Source organism: Georgenia sp. Marseille-Q6866, from assembly GCF_965111665.1.
Window position 1 is genome coordinate 123,350 of the sequence record NZ_CBCOOR010000011.1, and the last position, 21,690, is coordinate 145,039.

12 protein-coding genes are annotated in these 21,690 nt (G+C 74.5%); all 12 read right to left on the reverse strand.

The window, feature by feature from the left end:
- Positions 1-131 precede the first annotated feature (131 nt).
- The gene (locus tag ACWPXV_RS11135; protein ID WP_454085296.1) at positions 132-491 is read right to left on the reverse strand and encodes a hypothetical protein; all 360 of its coding nucleotides are present in this window, start codon (positions 489-491) and stop codon (positions 132-134) included.
- Between the two features lie 50 nt (positions 492-541).
- Positions 542-1,942 (reverse strand): FHA domain-containing protein, encoded by a 1,401-nt coding sequence (locus ACWPXV_RS11140; protein WP_454085297.1) that lies wholly within the window; start codon positions 1,940-1,942, stop codon positions 542-544.
- 1 nt (position 1,943) lies between these two features.
- The gene (locus ACWPXV_RS11145; RefSeq protein ID WP_454085298.1) at positions 1,944-3,125 is read right to left on the reverse strand and encodes an FHA domain-containing protein; all 1,182 of its coding nucleotides are present in this window, start codon (positions 3,123-3,125) and stop codon (positions 1,944-1,946) included.
- Between the two features lie 82 nt (positions 3,126-3,207).
- Entirely contained in the window at positions 3,208-3,504 is a 297-nt protein-coding gene (locus ACWPXV_RS11150; protein WP_251302816.1) for a WXG100 family type VII secretion target, read from the reverse strand.
- A 198-nt stretch (positions 3,505-3,702) separates the two neighbouring features.
- Positions 3,703-8,130 carry an FtsK/SpoIIIE domain-containing protein gene (locus ACWPXV_RS11155; protein ID WP_454085299.1) on the reverse strand — a complete coding sequence of 1,476 codons (4,428 nt, stop codon included), beginning with the start codon at positions 8,128-8,130 and terminating at the stop codon, positions 3,703-3,705.
- Positions 8,130-10,388: a transglutaminase-like domain-containing protein gene (locus tag ACWPXV_RS11160; RefSeq protein WP_251840000.1), complete on the reverse strand. Its 2,259-nt coding sequence runs from the start codon at positions 10,386-10,388 to the stop codon at positions 8,130-8,132. The genes ACWPXV_RS11155 and ACWPXV_RS11160 overlap by 1 nt, the downstream gene beginning before the upstream one ends.
- Positions 10,385-11,656 carry a DUF58 domain-containing protein gene (locus ACWPXV_RS11165; RefSeq protein WP_251840001.1) on the reverse strand — a complete coding sequence of 424 codons (1,272 nt, stop codon included), beginning with the start codon at positions 11,654-11,656 and terminating at the stop codon, positions 10,385-10,387. The genes ACWPXV_RS11160 and ACWPXV_RS11165 overlap by 4 nt, the downstream gene beginning before the upstream one ends.
- A 3-nt stretch (positions 11,657-11,659) precedes the next feature.
- Entirely contained in the window at positions 11,660-12,655 is a 996-nt protein-coding gene (locus ACWPXV_RS11170; protein ID WP_251840002.1) for an AAA family ATPase, read from the reverse strand.
- A gap of 49 nt (positions 12,656-12,704) precedes the next feature.
- On the reverse strand, positions 12,705-18,917 hold the full coding sequence (locus tag ACWPXV_RS11175) for an Ig-like domain-containing protein (protein ID WP_454085300.1): 6,213 nt from the start codon (positions 18,915-18,917) through the stop codon (positions 12,705-12,707).
- 130 nt (positions 18,918-19,047) lie between these two features.
- Positions 19,048-19,758: a hypothetical protein gene (locus ACWPXV_RS11180; RefSeq protein WP_454085301.1), complete on the reverse strand. Its 711-nt coding sequence runs from the start codon at positions 19,756-19,758 to the stop codon at positions 19,048-19,050.
- A gap of 8 nt (positions 19,759-19,766) precedes the next feature.
- Positions 19,767-21,272, reverse strand: coding sequence for a serine/threonine-protein kinase (locus ACWPXV_RS11185; protein ID WP_454085302.1), 1,506 nt, complete (start codon positions 21,270-21,272; stop codon positions 19,767-19,769).
- Positions 21,269-21,690, reverse strand: a 422-nt coding sequence (locus ACWPXV_RS11190; RefSeq protein ID WP_454085303.1) for an FHA domain-containing protein, incomplete at its 5' end; no start/stop codon positions are given. The genes ACWPXV_RS11185 and ACWPXV_RS11190, both read right to left, overlap by 4 nt.

The following is a 21,690-nucleotide window of genomic DNA, read 5'->3' on the forward strand; positions in this document are numbered from 1 at the left end:
GGCACGAGAGACACCGCGACGAGGGGCCGGCTGCTAGAGGGCCTCGCCGCGGCAGCGAAGGAGGAGAAGACTCCTGACGTGGTGCACGCCACCGACTCTAGCGCACCCCGCCGCGCGGTCCGGCCCGCGTCTCACCCGCCCGGCGGCGTGGGAAGGGCGCCCTGCCAGCCGGGCGGCGTCAGGGGGATCTCCCCGCGCGCGGCACGGGCGTCGACGTCCCGGCTCAGCGCGAGGACCTGCGCCCGCGTCGCCGCGGCACGGCGGAAGACGTTCCTCAACCGCCGGACGACGAGGCCGAGGAACAGCACCCCGGCGAGCACGAACCACCAGGACATCGCGGTGACGGCCAGGCCGCCGAGCCCGAAGCCGAGGACTGCGATGGCGCCCCCGAGCGCCGACCACGTGCCGTAGATGCCCAGGGACACCGACCCGGGCCGGTGGTGGGCGTCCACCTGCCGCGCGGCCAGGCGGAACTCCGCGACAGACGTCAAGGGGATCTCGTCCGGACTCGTCGCGAACCTCGCTCGGCCGGCCGCGCCGGTCACCGGGGCCCGCGCAGGACGGTGTGCTCGACGTCGGTGTCGCCGACCGTCAGCGTCGTCGCGCCGAGGACGACGACGTCGCCGTCGCGCAGCTCGACCGGCTCACCGGGCGTCAGTGGACGGTTCTGCCCGTCGGGCAGGTGGAGCACGGTGCCGTTCGTCGACCCGCGGTCGAGGACGACGACGCGGCCGGGCTCGACCGTCACCGTGAGGTGGGTCTTGGACACGCGGTCGTCGGCGACGGGCAGAAGGGCGGCCGGCTCCTCCCCGGCACGCGGCTGCGGCGCGCGCCCGACGAGGGTGCGGCCGGACGCGAGGACGCGGCCGTCGGACAGGCGCACCGCGGGGTGCGGTGCGCCGGCAGGCTCGCGACCGGCGGGCGGCGCGCCGGCAGGCTCCCGACGGGCGAGCGGCGCGTCGGCGGGCTCGGGAACGGCGAGCGGCGCGTCGGCGATGGACGCGGCAGCCACGACAGGTGCGGCAGGCGCGACGGGTGCGGCAGGCGCACCGGCCGCCTCCTGCGCTGCGGGTGTGGGTGCGGGAGCGGGAGCGGGTGCGGGCATGGGCGACAGCGCCGGGCCGGGCGACGCCAGGACGCCGGCCGGCGCGGTGCCGTGACCGGGCACGCGGCCGCCGACGACGATCGAGCCGCTGCCCACCGCCGGGGTGAGGCCCGCGACGCCCGGGTCGGCGGACGCCGGCTCGTCGTGCTGAACACGGTGCATGCGGGCGCGGTGCACCCGGCGCAGGCCGCTCGCGGTGAGCAGCGCCGGCAGGAGGCACACGAGCGTGAGGAGCGCCTGGGTCAGCCACTCGCCGCGCACGTCGTCGGCGGCGTAGGGGGTGGAGGCCTCCCCGTAGCCGAGGACGGTGCGGACGGCCAGCACGCCGGTCGCCACGGTGAGGAGCAGGACCACGAGGGTGCGCGGCAGCACCGGCGGGCGCCACAGCTCCCCGGCACCGGAGGTGCGGTCGGCCGCGACGGCCTCCTCGTGGGCGCGCAGGGTGTCGGGGTCCGCCGTCGTCGCGTCGACGCGGCCGCCGTCGGCACGGACGGCGGTGGCCAGGGTCCACCAGGCGGCGGTGGCGCGGGCCAGGGCCGAGCCGGTCGCGACGAGGATCCCGCCGAGCACCGTGGCGGCCAGGAGGAGCCCGATCCCGACGGTGGACGAGGTGCCCTCCCCGCCGCCGGCGACGCCGCGTCCCACGAGCACCGCTCCCCCGGCGCCGAGCGCCCAGGCGAGGGCCGCGAGACCGAGGCGGGTCCACGAGCCGACGGCGGCGGAGAGGTCACCGAGCGCCTCGGCGCGGCGGATCATCATCGCGCCGTGGCCGGGCCACGGGCGGTTGCGGGAGTCCGGCCCCAGCCAGGGGCGGGCGGCGGGGGGCGTCAACGGCATGTCAGGCGACCTCGGGCGGACGTCGGGCGGCACCGGCTCGCACGTGCAGCCGGGTCCGTCCCAGGTGGATGATCGCGGGTGCCCGGACAGTCGTGACCTGCCACGGGCGGCAACGGACGAGGGACCCGTCGGGGGCCTCGAGCAGCGTACCGTTCGTCGACGCGCGGTCGACGACGCGTACCTGGCCGCCCTCGACGGTGATGGCGGCGTGCGTCTTCGTCACGGTCTGGTCGGTGAGGACGACGACGTCGTCGACGACGTCCTCGGGCCGGGCCTGGGGCCGGCGCCCGACGAGCGTGGTGCCCGGCCGCAGCCGGCGCCCGTCGGGCAGGAGGACCTCCACGCGGGGCTCGCCGGGACCGCCCGGCGCGGCACTCTCCGGGCCGGCGAGCGCGGCGCGGACGGAGGACAGGTCGAGCTCGACGGTCGGCGGCCCGAGAGGCGCGGGCGGGGTGGCGGGGACGGTGGGAAGCGGCGGCGCGAAGCTCGCCGGGTGCCGGGACGCGGCGGCCGGCACGCTCGCCACGGTGGGGCGGGTCCAGGCCGCCTCGAGGACGACGCGCACGCCGCCGAAGGTGCCCACGGCGACGCCGGCGGCGGTCAGTGCCGCGACGCCGAGCACCGCGATGACGACGGCGCGGGTGGCGTCAGGCACGGCGGCGCTGCCGGAGGCGCCGAGGTAGGCGCCGCCGAGGGTGCCGGTGCGGGCCAGCGCCCAGGCCAGGGTGACGGTGAGCGCGACGGCCGACGCGGCTGCGACAGCGGCGAGCACGGCCCGCCAGCGCAGGACGGCGAGCAGCCCGCCGGCGTCGGTGTCGCTCGCGCCGGCGGCCGGCACGCGCAGCCACGCGGCCGCGGCGCCGGTGAGGCGCCGCCCGGCGCGCAGCACGCCGGTGGCGAGCCACAGCCCCGCGGCGAGGGCGAGCGCCGCGGCGACGGCGAGGGCCGCCGTCGTCGTCGTGGCGAGGTCCTGCCACGGGAGCACGGCGAGGAGCGTGGCTCCTGCGGCGGTCAGCGCCCAGGCGAGGAGGCCGAGGAGGGTGCGGCCGGTGGAGCGGTAGCCGGCGGCGAGGACGTCGAGCGCCTCGCGCCGCAGTGGGGCGAGCTCGGCGTGGTGAGTGTGCGCGGGGACCGCCACGTCCAGGTAGGGCAGCGCCGCCCTCGGCAGGAGCGCCTCGCGCACCGTCGTCGTCCTCTCGAGTGGTGTGTGCAACGCACACCGCCGGGCACGGGCCCGTGGACCCGTACCCGGCGGAGACGTCGTGTCAGCCGCGCGCCTGGGCGGCGAGGGCCTCGTCGGTGGCCCGCATCTGCTCAGCAGCGCTGGTGAGGTAGTTGCCGAGGTTGGTGAGGTTCTCGATGACCTCGGTGGCGTTCGTGGTGAAGTCCTGGTACGTCTGGTTGAACGCCGTGGAGGCCTGGTCGGTGACGAAGCCGGAGTTCACCAGGTTCTCGATGTAGTCCCGCAGGGCGGAGAGGGTCGTCTGGACCTCCTCCTTGTTGGTCACCAGGTAGCTGGCGGCGTTGTCCATCTCTTCGTAGGTCACGTTGATGTTGGCCACGAGGTGTCTCCTTCACATTGGTGCCCCACCGCCCACCGGCGAGGTCTCACAGGACATTGATACCGGCTGCGCCCCTCCTTGTCGCGCCCCGGCCATGGGGAGAACTCCCCGCCCCACCCCTCTACGCATATGCGGGATTCTGGCGGCCCGACGGGCACCCGGGCCGCCAGAATCGCGCATATGCGGGTCGTGGAGGGGTCAGCCGCCGAGGAGAGGGAGCTGGACGCGGCGGACCTTGGCCTTGTCCACGAGCATGCCCCGCCCGACCGGGAACTCCTTGCGCTGGACGCGCGGGAAGGAGGTGCGGAAGAGCGAGTCGCCCTCCATCTGGTCCGGCTGCAGCGCCAGCCCCCGGCGGCCGTTGCGGATCTCGGAGATCAGCGGCCAGGAAGCCCCCCAGGTGCTCGTGTCGCCCTCCCCGATGACGAGGTGCTCGTTGCGCTTGACGGCCTTGATCACCTCGACGAGGGGCTGGTCGGCCGGGCTGGTGAGGAAGTCCGCGAGCGCCTCGATAACGACGACGGTCCCCACCCGGCCCTCCGGCGGCGGTTCCTTGAGGTCCCCGACGACAGCCTTGGCGAGCTCGGCGACGTCCGCCGGGCCCGTGGCCGCCTCGTCCCACAGGTCCAGGCTCCGCAGCCCGGAGCGGCGGGCCCCGAAGTATAGGAAGCGGGCCTCGGGGTGGGCGCGCTGGATCGAGCTGACCAGCCAGTGCAGGGCGTTGGTGCGCCCGGACTGCGGCGGGCCGGCGAGCAGGAAGGTGCCCAGTGCCTCGATGCCCACCGGCTCCAGGGTGTCGTCGGCGACGCCGACCACCGGCCGCCCGGCCAGGGACCGCGGCATCGTGTCGGCCGGGATGATCTCGGGCAGGCGCCGGACGACGGGGGCCTCGGGCACCCCCGCCCGGCGCAGGGTGCCGGCGAGCTTCTCGATCGCGCGGACCTGCTCGGCGAGGTTCGGCGAGCCGCCGAGCACGGCGACCTGCATCTCCAGGCCGCCGGCGATGGCGCGCCCGGGTGGGGAGGACTCGTCCAGGACGTCCTTGGGCGCCCCGAGCATCGCGTAGGCGTTGGTGTCGACCTGCCGCATGACGACCTTGCGCGGCAGGCTGCCGGCCACCGACGACGGGATGGACCCGGCGCGGTCCGCGGTGACGGCAACGTGCACGCCGGCACCTCGGCCGTCGACGAGGAGCTGGAGGAACAGCTGGTAGAAGGGCATCCGGGCACCGATGGACTCCCACTCGCTGCGGAAGGCGCCGTAGCCGTCGATGAGGAGCAGGATGCGCGGCTCGTCGGGCCGGCCGGCGATCTCGCGGTACTCGTCGATCGTGCTCGCACGGGCCTCGGCGTACCGTGCCGAGCGCTCCTCGACGGTCTCGCGCAGCCGGCGCAGCAGGCGCTGGACGCGCTCGGCGTCGTCCCCGTCGATGACCGAGCCCACGTGCGGCAGGCTCTCCAGCGCGGTGAGCCCGCCGGAGGCGAAGTCGAGGGCGTAGACCTGGACCGGCCCGCCCTTGGGCGTGATGCCCGCGGCGATGGCGAGCGTCCGCAGGGCGGTGGACTTGCCCGCGCCGCTGCCGCCGTAGAAGGCGATGTTGCCGTCGACGTCGGGGCGGTAGTAGGTGGTGGTCTGCCGCTGGTGGGCGGGGTCGTCGACGATGCCGAGCGGGAGCGCCGAGTCGGTGCGCGGGTGGAGCGCGGACAGGTCCTGGACCTCGGCGAGCGTGGGCAGCCACGGCTTGCGGGGCGCGGGCACACCGGCGCTGACGGCGGCCGCCCCGATGGAGTCGACCACCCGCCGGATGTCGGTAGGCCCTTCGTCGACCGGGCCGGCCGACTCGACCTCCTCGGCCCGTTCCGGGCGCTCCCAGCGGGTGCCGGCCCCCATCGCGAGGGTCTCCACCTCGACCTGCGGCTTGGGCCGCGCCGTCGTCGAGCGGCCGCCGGCGTAGCCGGTCTGGAACATGGTGACGCGCCCCGGGCCGGTCCGGGCCGCTCCGCGGCCCGGGAGGGAGGGGTCGAAACCGGCGGCGACGGGCAGGCCGAGGACGTCCTTGGAGTCGGACTCGTCGTTCATCCGCAGCGCCACGCGCAGGTTGGTGTTGGCCCGCAGGTTGTCCTTGATGACACCGGCGGGACGCTGGGTGGCGAGCACGAGGTGCAGGCCCAGGGAGCGGCCGCGTTGGGCGACGTCGACCACGCCGTCGACGAACTCGGGCACCTCGGTGGCGAGGGCCGCGAACTCGTCGACGATGATGATGAGGCTCGGCGGGCACTCGGGGTCACCGGTCCGCTCGAGGGCCAGGAGGTCCTTGGCGCCCTTGCGGTTGAGGAGGTGCTCGCGGAAGTGCAGCTCGGCGCGCAGGGAGGTGAGCGCCCGGCGCACAAGGTGCGGGGACAGGTCGGTGACGAGCCCGACGGTGTGGGGCAGGTCGACGCAGTCCGCGAAGGCCGAGCCGCCCTTGTAGTCGACGAAGAGGAAGGTCACCCGGTCCGGGCTGTGCGCGGCGGCCATGCCGAGCACCCAGGACTGGAGGAACTCGGACTTGCCGGCGCCGGTGGTCCCCCCGACGAGGGCGTGCGGGCCCTGCGTGCGCAGGTCGAGGGTGAAGGGCTCGGTGGCCGCCTGGCCGATGAGGGCGCGGAGGTTCGCGTCGTGCCGACGCCGCTGCGGCGGGGTGCCGTCGCGGGGCGTGAGCGAGCCGTTCTCCCGCCAGCGCTCGAGGGTGGCGGCCGGACCCTCGGCCGTCTCCGGGCCGAGGAGGCCGAGGTAGGAGACGCGGGCGGGCAGGTCGGAGGCGTCGTCGACCGGCGCACCGGCATCGACGACGGCGGCCAGGTGCTTGGCCAGCGCGAGCACCTGGTCCTCGCTCACCGTGTCGCACGCGAGCGGGCGGACGGCGGCCCCGTGCTTGACGTAGCCCGCCGTCGCGCCGTCCGCCGTCGTCGAGACGGTGAGGAAGGTGCGGCACACGGCAGGCAGGCGCTCCTGCGAAGGCGCGCACCACAGGACGTGGATGCCGACGGCGGGGCCTTCCTCCGCGATCCGCACGAGCCGGCCGCGCTCGATGGGGGCGTCGTCCTCGACGAGGAGGACGAGCGTGGGCAGCTGGAGCGTGCGGGACGCCCCGGCGGCGCGGCGGCGGGCGTCGAGAAGACCCTCGATCTTGCCGACGAGCTGGATCACCCCGGCCTGGTTCGAACCGATGTGCGCGCCCTCCAGCGGGGAGTGCACAGAGCCGACGTGCGGCAGCCACTTCGTCCAGTCCCAGCGTGCGGCGCTGGCGGCTGAGGTGGCGACGGTGAGGATGAGCTCGGCCGGGGAGTGGAGGGTGACGAGCTGGGCGACGGCCGCGCGCGCGACGTCGTCCAGGACGTGGCGCGGGCCGGCCAGGCCGAGCGCGCCGCTCTCGCGGAGCTGGACGGTGGCGGGGAGGCCGTCGATCTCGCGGAAGTCCTCCTTGAGGGCGCTCACCATCTGCCAGTGCTCGGGGACGGCGTCGTTGCGGGCGGGCATCTTGACCGTGGCGCGGGAGGGCAGCGTGCCCAGCCCGAGGCGCAGGTCGAGGTAGGCCTCGTGCTCGGGGCGCCGGGTCCACAGCAGCGGCTCCAGTGCGAGGGCGGAGACGCGGACGTCCTGCACGGCGGGCGACTCCCCCAGCCGGGTCGTCCGCTCGCGTTCGCGCTCGACCTCCATCTCGGTGCGCATGAGATCGACGGACTGTCCGAACTGCTCGATGGCGGCCTGGTACTCCCGCTTGCCGGTCACCCGTCTGTCGATGTAGTTGCCGATGACCATGAGCGGCATCATCAGCATGAAGACCATGCCCAGGGCGCCACGGCCGACCATGAGGAAGATCGGGGCCATGAGCAGCGGGATGAGCAGGATGACGATGGGGAACTTCGTCGGCTTGGGCGGCTCGGGCGGCTTCGGCGCCTCGTGCTCCTCGCCCTCGTAGACGGGTGCCAGCCGCGGGGACCGGTTGAAGTCCACGTGCGCCGCCCCGGGCGCGGCGTGCCTGCTGGCCGCGATCCGGGTCACCTGGATCGTCGTGTCACCGAGGGTGACGGTGTCCTCGGGCAGCAGCGCGGCGCGCTGGACGAGGCCGTCGCCCATGAGCAGGCCGTTGGCGCTGCGCAGGTCGACGAGCTCGATGATGTCGGTGACGGCGAGGCGCGCGTGCTCCTTGGAGACCGTGGGGTCCGAGAGCCGCACGTCGCAGCCCTTGCCGCGGCCGATGATCGAGGTGCCCTCCGGGAGGGTGACCTCCAGGCCGGCGTCGGGACCGTCGATGACGGTGAGGCGCGCCGCGGCCGGCAGGTCCCCGCCCGCGCCGTCGAAACGGGCCGCGGCCTGGGCGAGCGACACGACCGAGCCGGACCGGACGGTCTCGGCGGCGGCGTCCTCGGGCAGGAGCAGCCGGGTGGTGCGGTCCTCCGAGCCCGGGGTGCCGTGGATGCGCAGGGTGAGCTCGCGGCGGTCCTGCTCGGAGAGCAGCGTGGGGACGGGGTCGGTCTCGGCGAGCGCGCGGGCGAGCTCGGCGACCGTGGCGGTGCCGTCGACGGTGACCGCGAGGTCGGCCGGCTCGGCAGAGGTCCGCAGCAGCGTGAGCTTGATCCGCATCAGCGGCCCTTTCGCAGTGAGGTGAGCGAGATCCGTGAGCGTAGCCAGCGGCGGCGGCCCACGGCCGCGCGCAGGCGGCCCTCGGTGGACTGCACGTGCTCCCAGTAGCCGGTGACCGCCCCCTCGTCCGGCAGCACCGGGCCGAAGACGCCGGCGTCGGCGTGCCGCGCGAGCGAGGCGCTGTCCAGCCGGGAGATGTCCACCGGTCTCGCGCCGCGGCGCCGGGTGCTGCGCCCGCCGGCGAGGCTGTCCTCGAGGTCGCGGGCCTGCTCGTGGCGGGTGCCCGAGGGAGTGACCGGGACGCCGAGGTCCCGGGCGCGGTCGACGACCTCCGCCCAGCCGCCGGCGACCCGCCCGGAGCCGCTGCCACGGGTGCGCCGCCGGCGCCGGCGCAGCACCTTGAGCAGGACGATGAGCAGGAGCGGGAGGAGCAGGACGAGGATCGAGGCCCCCACGCCGATGACGATGAGCATGGTGTAGCTGATGGGCTCGTCCTCCGGGACGTCCTCCTCGTCGGCGTCGACCTCGTCGCGGTCCATCGGGGGCGCGTCGGGCGGCTCCTGCGCGGGCGGCGGCGGCTGGAGCACCTGGGGCTGCGGGCGGTCCTGCGGCTCCGGCTCCTCGACCTGGGGGATGCGGTCCTCGTCCGGCGTCGCGTAGAAGGGCACCCAGCCGTGGTCCTCGAAGGCGACCTCGACCCAGGCGGTGACGTCGTCGCCGGTGATCTCCACCGGGCCGCTGCTGCCGGCGGCCTCGGGCGCGAAGCCCATGACCACGCGGGTGGGCAGGCCGACGGCGCGGCCGAGGAGGCCCATGAGGGCCGCGTACTGCTCCTCGTCCCCGATCATCAGCTCCTCGGTCACCATCTGCGCGAGACGGGCGGCGCCGTGGCCGGCGAGGGAGGGCGCGTCGCCCTCGAGGCCGTGGGAGAAGTAGCCCTCCTGGAGACCGCCGACGAGGGCCTGGACCCGGGCGAGCGGGGTCTCGGCGGAGGCGACCATGGCCGACGCCTCGGCGACGACCATCTCCGGCACGCCGGAGAGCTCGGGCTGGTCGACGCGGCCGAGCGGCGCGCCCTCGAGGGCGCTGACCGGGGGCTCGACGACGGGCGCAGCGAGGAGGGAGTAGCTGTCGCCCTTGCGCAGCCCGCTCGTGACGATGCCGGTCGCGGAGGCGCGGTTGAAGTAGAGGTTGCGGGCGGTCTCGGTGGCGTCCGGACCGGCGAACTCGACGTCGTAGGTGCGGCCCACCGTGGGCAGCCACACCCCCGCGTACTCGCCGAGCTCGACCTCCACCGTGGCGGCGTCGTCGGGCACGGTGGCCTCGACGCGCTCCCCGATGCGGGTGAAGGTGCCCGAGCCGGCGGCGCTGCCGTCGGCGCTGCCGGCGACGGCCCACGTGGTGCCGTCGTAGGCGTCCATCGTCGCGAGGCGCACGGGCGCGCCGGCAGGCAGGCCGCTCACCGTGAGGATCGTGTCCTCGCGGTGGTCCTTGAGGTAGGCGCGGAAGCCGGCGAGCGGGCTGGGGTAGTCGTGCGGGTCGAGCGGCGGCTCGATGACCTCGCGCAGGACGACGCGGTGGGTGTCGCCGGGGGCGAGGAGGCCGACGCCGGTGCCACCGGCCGCGGCGACCGCGACGAGGACGAGGACGGCCACGGGCCGCCCCTGCTGCAGCCGCCCGGTGCGCCACGTCGCCCACAGCAGGCCGGCGAGGGCGCCGACCAGGGCGAGCGGCAGCGCGAGGACCTCGTGGGCCGTGCCGAGGAGGATCGCACCGGCGAGGACGACGGCGGGCGCGAGCAGCGCCCACGCGGGCCGGCGGGTCCGCAGGGAGACCGTCACCGCGACGAGCGTCGCGAGGAGGGCGAGGAGGTAGGGCGCGGTCAGCGTGTTGCCGACGGCCCCGAGCGGCGGGGCGAGGGTGACGACCTGCTTCCACGACGTCACCGCGCCGCTGCCGACCGCCCCGAGGGTCTGCGGGGTGGGCACGATCCCGGCCAGCGCCGTCGTCGGGGCCCCGAGGGAGGAGCCGAGGACGGTGGCGCCCAGCGTGGCGGCGACGACCGTGAGGGTGGTCCAGCGGCGCCACGCGCCGAACGTGGCGACGAGGGTGCCGAGCACCGCTCCGCCGACCGCGGCCGCGACGAGGCGGGCGCTGCCGTAGACGGGCAGGAGCGGGACGAGGGCGAGGAGGACGAGCCCGACGGGGACGAGGACGTCGACCCAGCGGGCGCGCAGCAGCGCGAGGTAGTCGCTCACCGGCGCTCGGCCTTCCGGAATCCGCGGCGCAGCTCGGAGAGCTCGCCGATCGTGAGGACGGTGACGACGCCGACGGTGTGGACCGCGGTCTCCGCGCCGCTGACCACCTGGACCGCGAAGGCGCGCGCATCGACGGGGAGCACGGCGCCGGCGGCACGCAGCTGGTCGGGGGTGACGGTCGAGCCGCACACGAGGACGACCATCGAGGCGCGCTCCACCTCGCGGCTGATCTGGTGGGCGATCGACACCACACCGGTGGGGCCGCCGTCGCGCTCGGTCCGGGTGAGGGAGTCGAGGTACTGGCCCGGGGAGACGGCCCGCAGGGTCTCGTGGCTGGTGAGGGTGGTGAGGTCCTTCTCCTCGCGCATCGCCTGGAGGGCGAGGGAGCCGAGGGTGGAGACGGCGGTCTCGAACTCCTCGTCGTCGCCGTAGTCGCGCTCGTTGCGGCTCATCCCGACGACGAGGTGGGAGCGGCGGGTCTCCTCGAACTGGCGGACCATGAGCTTGCCGGCGCGCGCGGAGGTGCGCCAGTGGACGTAGCGGCGGTCGTCGCCCGGGACGTACTCGCGCAGGGCGTGGAAGGACAGGTCGGCGCTCGTCACCTCACGGGTGGGCCGGCCCTCGAGGTCGTGGATGAAGCCGGCGGCCGAGGAGCTGAGCACGACCGTGCGCGGGTGGACGTAGAGCTCCTGCGGGTCGCCCCAGGCGACGCCGCGGCGCATGAGGCCGAGGGGGTCGCCGCGGACCGTGCGGACCGGGCCGACCTGGATGACGCTGCGGCGGCTCGTGGGGATCGCGAAGATCTCCTCGTGCTCCTCACCCGCCCCGAGGCCGGGCAGGTGGAAGCCGATCTGGGCGGCGCCGACGGGCATCTCGACGCGGGCGGGCAGCACCGGGTGCGCGGCCGCGTTGCGGACGATGACGCCCGCCATCGCCCGCTCCCCCACGACGACGCGGCGGTCGCTGAGGCGCAGGCTCACCTCGTAGGGGTGGCGGCCGAGGGTGAAGACGAGGGCCGCGACGAAGGTCGTGACGAGGGTGGCGCCGAGGACGACGAGCTCGACCCAGCCCAGGCGCCGCCCGGCGACCCAGGCGACGAGGCCGACGACGAGCACCGCCCAGCCGGCGACGCTCACCGCCTTGGCGGCACGCTCGATCCCGAGACGGGGGCCGCGGGTGCGCTCGACCAGGGACCGCAGCGCACTGGTCTCCGAGAGTCGCTCGGAGAGGGCGGCGCGGCCCCGGGTGGTGGTGGAGGGCTCGCTCACGGCTTACTGGTCGCCGCCGCGGCGGGTGGGCGGGGCGATCTCGGCGAGCACGCCGCGGATCGCCCCGGCCGCCGTCGCCCCCTCGAACTCCGCCTCGGCGTCGAGCACGATGCGGTGGGCGAGGACGGGCTCGGCGAGGTCCTTGATGTCGTCCGGGACGACGTAGTTGCGCCCGTGCGCGGCGGCCCAGGTCTTGGCGGCGCGGATGAGGGAGATGGCGCCGCGCACGCTGACGCCGACCGTGACGTTCTCCGCACGGCGGGTCTCGGCGACCATCCGTGAGACGTACTCGAGGACGGCGGCGTCGACGTGGACGGTGCCGGCGAGCTCGATCATCTCGACGACGGCGGTCCCGGTGATGACGGGCGTGACGCCGCCCGCGCGGTCCCGGGTGGAGGCGGCCGCGAGGATGCTCACCGTCGCGTTGTGGTCGGGGTAGCCGACCGAGGTCTTCATGAGGAAGCGGTCGAGCTGCGCCTCGGGCAGCCGGTAGGTGCCGGCCTGCTCGATGGGGTTCTGGGTGGCGAGCACGATGAAGGGACGCCCGACGTCGTAGGGCACGCCGTCGAAGGTGACGCGCCCCTCCTCCATGACCTCCAGGAGCGCGGACTGCGTCTTCGGCGAGGCGCGGTTGATCTCGTCGGCGAGGACGACGGAGGCGAAGATCGGGCCCTTGTGGAACTCGAACTGCTGGGTCTTGGGGTCGAGGATCGACACGCCGGTGACGTCGGAGGGCAGCAGGTCCGGGGTGAACTGGATCCGTGAGCTCGAGGTCTGCACCGCCGCCGCGAGCGACCGGGCCAGCTGCGTCTTGCCGGTCCCCGGGACGTCCTCGAGGAGCACGTGGCCGCCGCTGAGCATCGTCGTGACGACGAGCCGGATGACGTTGGCCTTGCCGACGACGGCCCCGCCGACGGCGGAGACGATCTTCTCGAAGGTGTCGGCGAACCACGCCGCCTGCTCGGGCGTCATCGTGGTCTGCTGCTCGGTCGTGGTCATGCGGGCTCCGTGTCTCTGGGGCGGTCGTGCGGGAGGGAGGGGATGGGGACTACCACGTGATCGTGTCGCAGGCGTTGACACCGTTGCCGGTCACGCACACCCCGACGCGCTCCCCCGGCTGACCGCGGAACGTGGGGGTCTGCCAGCTGCCGGATCCGGAGAGCGACCTCGTGTAGGTGCGCCAGTGGTCGTCGCCGGGCTCGTTGGACGCCGTGAAGCGCACCGTGTAGCTGCCGCTCGGCATGTCCGCCCACGAGAACTTCAGGAAGGCGCACGAGCTGTGGTTGCACTGCGTGTTGCTCACGGGGTCACCCTTGAGCATCCGGACCGACGGGTCCGGCGGCGGCGGGGGCGGGCGCCGCACCGGCGCGTCGATCGTCCGCACGGAGGCGTTCGCCGTACGGACCTCGCCGTCGGCCCGCTGGGCACGGATCTCGGCCCGGTAGGTGGTGCCCCAGTCACCGTTGATCTTGCGGCTGCCGTTGGCGGGCACGTTCTCCCAGCCGCCGTTGCCGATCTTCAGCTGGACGCTCGTCACCTCGCGCCCGTTGCCGTCCGGCGTGGTCCAGGTGAAGGTGGCACCGGGCTGCTCGGAGATGGTGTCGATGTAGCCGTTGTGGGCACCGTGCCGCTGCCCGGACATCGTCGCCTGGGCGAAGGGGCCGAAGGGCACCGCCGCCGCCGAGGCGGGGCTCGCCTCCCCGCAGTAGGTGTTGCAGGCGCGCACGGAGAAGGTGTAGCTCGAGCCGTCGTTGAGGCCGGTCATCACCTTGTTCGAGGGCAGCTGGCTCCACCCGCCGCCGTTGACGCTCACCTCGAAGCGGCGGATCGGGTCACCGTTGTCGGCGGGGTTCTGGTGGGACAGCTCGACGACACCGTCCTGACCGGTCGCGCGAGCGGTGACGCTGGGGACGCGGTCCGGCTGGAGGAAGGACCGCACGGACGCCGACGCCGGGCTCACCGGGGAGGTCCCCGCCTTGTTCGTCGCCGACACGGTCACCGTGTAGTCACTGCCGGCGGGCGCGTCCTCCGTGAAGGAGGTCTGACCGCCGGGCAGGGTGAAGGACTTGAAGGCCGAGCCGTCCCGGCGGATGACGACGTCGTAGGACGCGATCGCGTCGCCGTTGTCCGCCGGCGCCGTCCACGAGGCCGTGATCTGGGCGTTGACGGGCGAGTCGACGCGCTGCGCGACGGGCGCGACCGGCTGCTCCGGGACGCCCGCGGGCACCTCGGGCGCCGACCACTCCGACCACTCGCTCGGGTCCGGGGCGTCGTTGTGGGCGCGCACCCGCACGGTGTAGGACTGCCCGTTCTGCAGGCCGGTCCACGTGTGGGAGTTGCCGCTCACCGAGATCTGCCCGCCACCGGGGGACGGCGCGATCTGCAGGTCGTAGGAGGTGACGTCCGAGCCGCGGCTCACCGGGGTCTGCCAGTCGACCTCGAGCTGGCCGTCACCGAAGGTGAGGGTGGGCGCCGCGGGCCGCTCGGGCTTGACGTCGGGCCGCGCGACCGCGGACGGGCCGGAGGGCTCGGAGTCGCCCACCTTGTTGACCGCGGTGACCGTGAAGGTGTACTCGACGTCGTTGGTGAGCCCGCCGATGGTGCAGGTCGTCGTCGGGCACTCCTGGCTCACGCCGTCGGCCTCGACGCGGTACCCGGTGATCGGCGCGCCGTTGTCGGCGGGCGCGGACCAGGTGAGCACGACGGTCTCGTCCCGCACCTCCTCCACGCGCGGGGGCGAGGGCCGCTCGGGGACACCGATGACGGAGTAGGTGATGCGGCCCTCGACGTCGCGCAGCGGGTCGCCGGTGGCGTCCTGGACGGCGTAGCGCACGGTGGCACGGCCGACGAAGTCCGCGCCCGCCGTCACCGTGACCGTGTCACCGTCGGTGACGGGCTCGGGCCCACCCGTCTCGCTGCGCGCGTAGACCACCGTGAGCGGCTCGCCCGGGAAGGGGTTGAAGGCGCCCTGGAGCACGTTGACGGAGTCCGACTCGCCCTGCTCGATCTCGCCGAGGTCGTGGTCGTTGACCGAGGCGAGACGCCGGTTGGACGCCGCGACCGTCACCTCGATGACGCCGGGGACCGGTTCGGCCTTGGAGTCCGAGACGGTGATCTGGATGTTGCCCGCCGTCCCCCGCGGGGTGTCCACGGGCGCGGAGACGGTGAGGTTCGGGCCGTCGAGGCTCGCGTCGACGCCCTCGGGCACCCCGGCGAGCTCGAAGCTCAGCTGGTTGTAGTCGCCCGTGTCCGGGTCCTCCGACAGCTGGCGCAGGTTGAGCCCGACCGGCCCCTCCGCGGGGACCACCTCGATGGCGGCGCCGTCGAAGGTCGGCGCGGTGTTCTCCGTCGACTCGACGGTGATGTCGAGGGTGAGCACCGCTGTCAGGCCCTCGGGGTCCTCGGCGCTCTGACCGTCGGTCACCTCGAAGGTGAGGGTGGCGGGCCCGGCGTAGGTGGGCGCGGAGGTGAAGGTGAGCGTCGTGGGGCCCACGACGGGCGAGCTGCCGTCGGAGTTCGTCGCGCGGACCTGCTCGGCGTCGGTGAGGCGCACCTCCTTGCCGCTCGGGGCGATGACGTAGTCCGCGAGCTCGAGCTCGCGGGTCTCCCCCGTCGCGACGACGATCGGGTCGACGTCGGTGCGCAGCACCGGGCCGGAGTCCTCCAGGCCGGGGACGTCGACGAAGGCGTAGGACGTGAGGCCGTCGAGGTCGGTCACCGAGTAGGTGAGCACCTGCCGCGAGGCGAGCACGTCGACCTGGATCTCGTCGCCGACGACGGTCGCGTTCTCCGGGGAGCCCTCGAGGCCCACCGTGAGGTCCTCACGGCTGCCGTCGGGGTCGGAGTCGTTGTCGAGGACCGGGATCGTCACCCGCTCCTGGTCGAGGATCGTGATCGCCCGGACGAGGTCGTCGACGGCGACGGGCGCCTGGAGCGGCGCGTCGGGGTCGACCCGGACGGTGATGATGCCCGTCGAGGTCCCGCCCCGCTGGTCGCTCACGTGGTACGGCAGGGCGAAGGTGCCCTCCTGCTCCGGCGTCGTGATGCGCAGGCGGCCGCTGTCGAGCTGCTCGACCTCGAGCTCCTCGACCTCGTCGACGGCGGGGTCGCCGAGGTAGAGCGGGTCGCCGTCGGGGTCGGTGTCGTTGACGATCGGGTCGAAGTCGACGACGCGGCCCGGCCGGACGGTCACCTCGTCGTCCAGGGCCTGCGGCGCCCGGTTGAGCTCGGGCGGCGGGACGACGGCGACGCGCGCCGTCGCCGAGGCGTAGGTGCCCATGCGGTCGCGGACGGCGTAGGTGAAGGTGTCGGTGCCGGTCGAGCGGGAGTAGGCCTCGTAGTCGATGTACGTGGGCCCGACCTCGACGATGCGGCCCTTCGTCGGCGCGCGGTCGGCGCCGAGGAGCTGGACGGAGTCGCCGTCGGGGTCGATGCCGAAGAGCGGCACCTGGATGCGGACCCGCTCGCCGGCGAAGGCGCGCGACTCGATGGGCAGCGGCTGCGGCGGGGCGTTGCGCTCGCCGTCGTCGGCCTGGACGTAGATCGTCACCTGGGCGGAGGCGCGCTGGTCGGACTCGTCGACGACCTCGTAGACCGCGTTGATCGTCTGCGGCTGCTCCGGTGCGCGGAAGCGCAGCGTGTCGCCCGAGGCGAACAGGTGCCCGGCCTGCGGCTCCTCGACGAGCTCGCTGTCGAGCTCGAACTCCAGGCCCGCGGGGTGGGAGTCGTTGGACAGGACGGGGATCGTGACGAAGTCCCCGGCGCGGACGTTGGCGACGTCGGCCTGCGCGACCGGCGGCTGGACGAGCGCGTCCGGCGGGACCTGCATGACGACGACCTCACCGGTCGCGCTGGACTCGCCGTTGGACACCTCGTAGGTGAGGCGCTGGGTCGTCTGGACGTCCTGGCTCGCGGTGATCTTGAGGATGCGGTGCTCGAGGACGGCGACGGTGAGCCCGGAGCCTTCCGGCACGTCGACCTGCCGCACGGCGAGCAGCTCACCGCTCGGGTCCTCGTCGTTGGCGAGGACGTCGACGAGCACCTGGCCACCGGCCGGCAGCAGGCCGACGTCCTGGACGGCGACCGGCGCCGCCTCGGCGGGCTCGCGCACGTCGACGCGGATGAGCCCGGTGGCGGAGGCACCGGCGTCGTTGACGACGATGTAGGTGAGGTAGTACGTCTGCGCGGCGTCCGCGGAGAAGCGGAAGGCACCGGCGTCGTAGTCGGGGACGACGGTGGCGCCCGGCACCTGCTGGACGTCGGCCAGGCGCAGCGGCTCGGCCTCGCCGCCCGGGTCGGTGTCGTTGGCGAGCGGCTCGACGACGGTCTCCTGGCCCGCGATCGCGGTGACGAAGTCGAAGACGGGCGTGGGCGGCAGCGCGCCGGCCGGGCGGACGTCGACGTCGAGCTCGACCTCCGCGGTGTCGGTGCCGTCGTAGACCTCGACCGCCACCGGCTTGATGCCGGGCGTGACGCCGGAGTCGACGAAGGTGACCGCGCCGTCGGGGGTGAAGCGGACGATGTCGTCGGTGCTGGCGGTCGCGCCGACGACGACGAGCTCGTCGCCGTCGGGGTCCATGACGGTGTCGAGGACGTTGACGCTGCCGGTGGCGCCGGACACGAGCGTGAGGGCCGCCGGGCGGACCTGCTCGGGCGGCCGGTTGGCCTCGGCGGGCACGACGGTGACTCGGGCGACCGCCTCGGCCTCTCCCCCGCGCCCGTCGCTCACCGAGTAGCGCATGGCGAAGGCCCCGCTCGCGCCGTCGGCGACGGCGATCTGCAAGGCGCGGCCGCCCATGATCGGGCGGACGGTGCCGAAGGACTCACCGGGCGCGTCGAAGGAGGCGACGGTGAGGAGGTCGCCGTCGGGGTCGGTGTCGTTGGCGAGCACCTCGAGGACGGTCGTCGAGCCGGCGCGGACGCCCAGCTCGTCGTCCTGGGCGATGGGGTCGCGGTTCTCCTGCTCGCGGTCGAGCGGGAGCTGCTCCTCGATCTGCTGCTGCGACTCTTCCTCGTCGTCGCTCGCGGCCTGCGGCGGGACGACGTCGTCCCAGTTCTCGACGATCTCCATCGCGTCCTTGACCAGCCACACGGTGCCCGCGACGAGGTCGTTGAGGACGACGACGTCCCTGTTGACGCGGAAGACGAGCTTCGCGTCGGTGAGGGCCTTGTCGATGGGCTGCTCGGCGACCTCGCCGTTGCCGCAGCGGGACTGGTAGACGCCGGTGGCGCCGGCCCACGCGCCGTGGCTGCAGCCGGCGACGACGACGGGCTCGGTCGGCGTGCCCGGCTGGGAGACGGCGTCCACGGTGGGCTCGCCGCGGCCGAGCGGGACGCGCACGAGGCCGTCGCGGGCGGCGAGGACGACCTCGCGGGCGGCGTCGGACGGCGCCTGGAGGGCCACCTGGGCGGTGTCGGCGAGGTCGGCCAGCTCGAGCGGCTCGGTCTCCGGGCGCAGGAGCGTGACGCGGTCCTGCTCGTCGCGCACGAGGACGACCGGCTCGTCGCCGACGGCGCTCACCTGGATCTCGGCGTCGGTGAGGCGCTCGGGGTCGATGCCGAGCTCGGCGACGGCGGGCTCCTCCTCGCCCTCGGGGTCGAAGCCGGCGGGGATGGTGACGAGGGTGGCGTCGCTCGGGGAGACGCCGTAGGTCGTCCCGTCCACGCCGACGGCGATGACCGCGTTGGCGCCCAGGCCCACGGTGGGCTCACGCTCCTCGTCGGCGAGCCCGCCGGCGCCGAGGACGGGGGCGGTGTGGAGCTGGCCGCTGCGCGCGTCGAGGACGGCGAGGGTGTCGCCGTCCATCTCGATCTGGCGGGGGCCGGGCAGGGACACCGTGGTCGTCGTGAGGACCGTGGCGGGGTCGACCTGCTGGAGGACGCCGGTGCCCTCGTCGACGAGGAAGACGTGGCCGGCTTCCTGGAGGACGTCGAAGCTCGCGCTGCGGGCCGCGAGCCCGCCGTCGAGGAGCTGGACCTGGCTGTTGAGGCGACCCAGGCGCATGTGCTCCTGGCTCGTCACCCACACGCCGCCGTCGTTGAGGTCGACGTCGGCCGTGGCGACGCCGTCGTACAGGACGCCGGCGACGACGAGGCCCGCACCGAGGACGGTGACCGTCGCGGTGGAGACGACGCGCTGGCGGCGCTTCGGGTCGGCGGGGCGGCCCTTGCGCCGGGGGGTCGGCTCGGCCCGGCGTGAGCGCCGGCCCGTGGGGACCTCTGGCGCGTCGGCACCACTGTTTCGCCCGCGTCCGAGTCGCACGTGTCCCGCCCTACGTCGTGTGTGGAGGCATGCTGCGTGCCGACGGCCTCACCAGGCCCCCGGCGCCGCTCCGCAGACTAGCAAAGGCGCGGCGTGCCAGCGCTGTCCGGCCATGGGGAGAACTCCCCCGTCAGGCCGCGGAGTTCCGGGCCTTCTCCTCGTCCAGCCCCGGGAGCTGGTCGGCGCTGACGATGCGCGAGGCGACGGCGTGCTCGACGAGCCGCGCGCGCCGGTTGACCGCCAGCTGCTGGGGGCCGCCGCGCAGGCCCCGGACGCCGTTGCGGTCGAGCTTGTCGCAGACGTTGTCGAGCTTGCGGTTGAACTTCGTCAACGCCCACCCCAGCCGCTCGGCGGCCTGCGCGGAGGTGGGGATCGCCGCGCTCCCCCGGCCCGAGAGCACCGGCTCGGCCAGCGCGAGGACGAGGAGGTGCTGGGACTCGGTAAGGGCGACCGGCCCGATCGTCGTGTCGCCGACGTGGACCGGCTCGGCCTTAGCAGGCGCGAAGGTCGGGTCGGGGTTGACGAGGTTGATCTCGTAGGTCGTGGGCCCGGCGGTGAAGAGGATCGTCGTGCCGGCGTAGACGAGCGGCAGCCGGGCGCCCGGCGCGAGCCAGGCCTGGGTGTTGCCCTCGCTGTCGGCGAGGGTCGCCGAGAGCCGGGCGCCGACGTTCTCGATCCACCACAGGTCCTCGACGAAGGCGATCCGGAGGAAGCGCCGGTGGAGGTAGGGGTTGTCGTCGATCTCGAGGGCGCCCTCGCGCCCGATGTAGAACGGGTCGTCGCGGGTGATGGGGAACCACTCCCCGCAGAACTCCAGCTGCAGCGTGCTGTCCTCGCTCATCGTCTCCCTCACTCGACGCACGCCTCGGCCGGCTCGGCCGAGACCATGCCCTGCTCGGTGATCGTGCGCACCTCGATGCACACCCGCCCGCCGGACTCGAGCGCCAGCGGCGGCTCGTCCACCGGCTGGCTCTCCCCGACCTTGTTCCCGTCGGTCCGCACCCACGAGTACGTGAGCTCCCCGGGCACGTCGGGCGCCGTCCAGGTGAACTCGACCTGGTTGTCGTTGACCCGCTCGCCGCTGAGGTCCACGGGGGCGGGGACGACGTCGGGCAGGACGACCGTGCCGATGGTCGAGGTCGGCGCCGGCTCGGGCTCCTCCTCCCCGCGCAGCTGGCCCGCCACGGCGATCCCGCCGACGACGACGACGGCGGCCGCGGCCCCCGCGACCACCCAGCGCCGCCCGGGACGACGGCGCTCGGGGGCGGCGTCGTCGGCGTCCGTGGCGACGGCCCGGCGGCTGCGGGTGCTCTCGGTGAGGTCCTCGGGCTCCCACGCGTCGCGGACGGGACGCAGCACGGTGTGCGGCTCGTCGTCCGCGGGCGGGGGCGGTGGTGGCGCGCCGGTGGGGTCGACCTCGGTGACGGCGCGCACGACGGTGCGGCCCTCGTCGGAGTCGTCGGGGCTGGAGGCAGCCGGTGAGAGCCACGAGGTGTCGGGCACCTCGATGTCCGTCATCGCCAGGCGCAGCTCCTGCTCGACGACCTGGAGCGCGCGGGCCAGCTCGAGCGCGCTGGCGGGCCGGGCGGCCGGCGACTTCGCCATGGCGCGCGCGAGGAGCTGCTCGAGGGAGGCCGGGACGTCGGTGCGCCCGATCGGCGGCACCGCGTCGCGCTTGATGCGCAGGGTGAAGTCGAGGCGCGAGTTCGGGCCACCGGGCCGGGAGAAGGGCGAGCGCCCCGCGAGGAGGGTGTAGAGCGTGGCCGCGAGGGAGTAGACGTCGCCCGCCACCCCGGCGGACTGGCCCTCGACCGCCTCGGGCGGCGCCCACGGGATCGACACGCCACTGGCCTCGTCGGCGGCGGTGAGGCCGGCGATGCCGAAGTCGGTGAGGGCGGGGCGCCCGTACTCGGTGGTGAGGATGTTGGCGGGCTTGATGTCGCGGTGGACGATGCCCGCGCGGTGGGCCGTCTCGACGGCGCCGGCCAGCCGCACCCCGATGCCGAGCACCTCGGGCACGCCGAGGGGCCGCACCTTGACGCGCTCGGCGAGGTTGGGCAGCGGGCAGTACTGCATGACGAGGTAGGGGCGCCCGTCGGCGGCGGTGTCCGCGTGGTAGATCGTGACGATCGAGGAGTGGGTGGACAGCTGGGCCATGAGGTTGGCCTCGGCGGCGAACTGCTCCCGGGGCTGGTCCCGCGTCGCCTCGTGGGTGAGGACCTTGATCGCCACCTGCCGCTGCGGCATGCGCTGGGAGTACAGGTAGACGTCGGCGAAGCCGCCGGAGCCGAGCAGCCGCTCGACGGTGTAGCCCGGCAGCTCCGGCGCCGGGGCGGGCTGACGCCGTGGGCTCACTGCGCGCCCTCGGGCCGCTCGACCGTGACCGTGACGCCGGTGCCGAGCTCGATGACGGCACCTGCCCCCACGGGCACGCCCGTCCCCGGCTGCAGCCGCACGGAGGGCTGGTCGGGGCGGTGGACGACCGTGCCGTTCGTCGAGTTGAGGTCGGTGACGACGACGTGCCCGCCCGCCGGCCGGATCTCCGCGTGGGTGGAGGAGATGTCGCGCTCGGGGTTGGACACGCTCACCAGGCGCGGCACCTCGGTGCCGGCGAAGCGCGCCGCCTCGGGCGCGCGGCCGAGGAGGACCGGGCGGTCCATCTCGATGCGCGGCCCGGTCGACAGGACGAGCTCGAGCAGCGGTACGGGACGCTCGACCGCCTCGACGGCGATCTCGAGGTCGGTGATCGGCAGGTCCGAGGCGAGGATCGTCT

Excerpts from the sequence above, each read along its gene's own strand:
- ACWPXV_RS11155 (WP_454085299.1), bottom strand. The coding sequence starts at position 8,130 with ATGCGGATCAAGCTCACGCTGCTGCGGACCTCTGCCGAGCCGGCCGAC.
- ACWPXV_RS11180 (WP_454085301.1), bottom strand. The coding sequence starts at position 19,758 with ATGAGCGAGGACAGCACGCTGCAGCTGGAGTTCTGCGGGGAGTGGTTC.
- ACWPXV_RS11170 (WP_251840002.1), bottom strand. The coding sequence starts at position 12,655 with ATGACCACGACCGAGCAGCAGACCACGATGACGCCCGAGCAGGCGGCG.
- ACWPXV_RS11140 (WP_454085297.1), bottom strand. The coding sequence starts at position 1,942 with ATGCCGTTGACGCCCCCCGCCGCCCGCCCCTGGCTGGGGCCGGACTCC.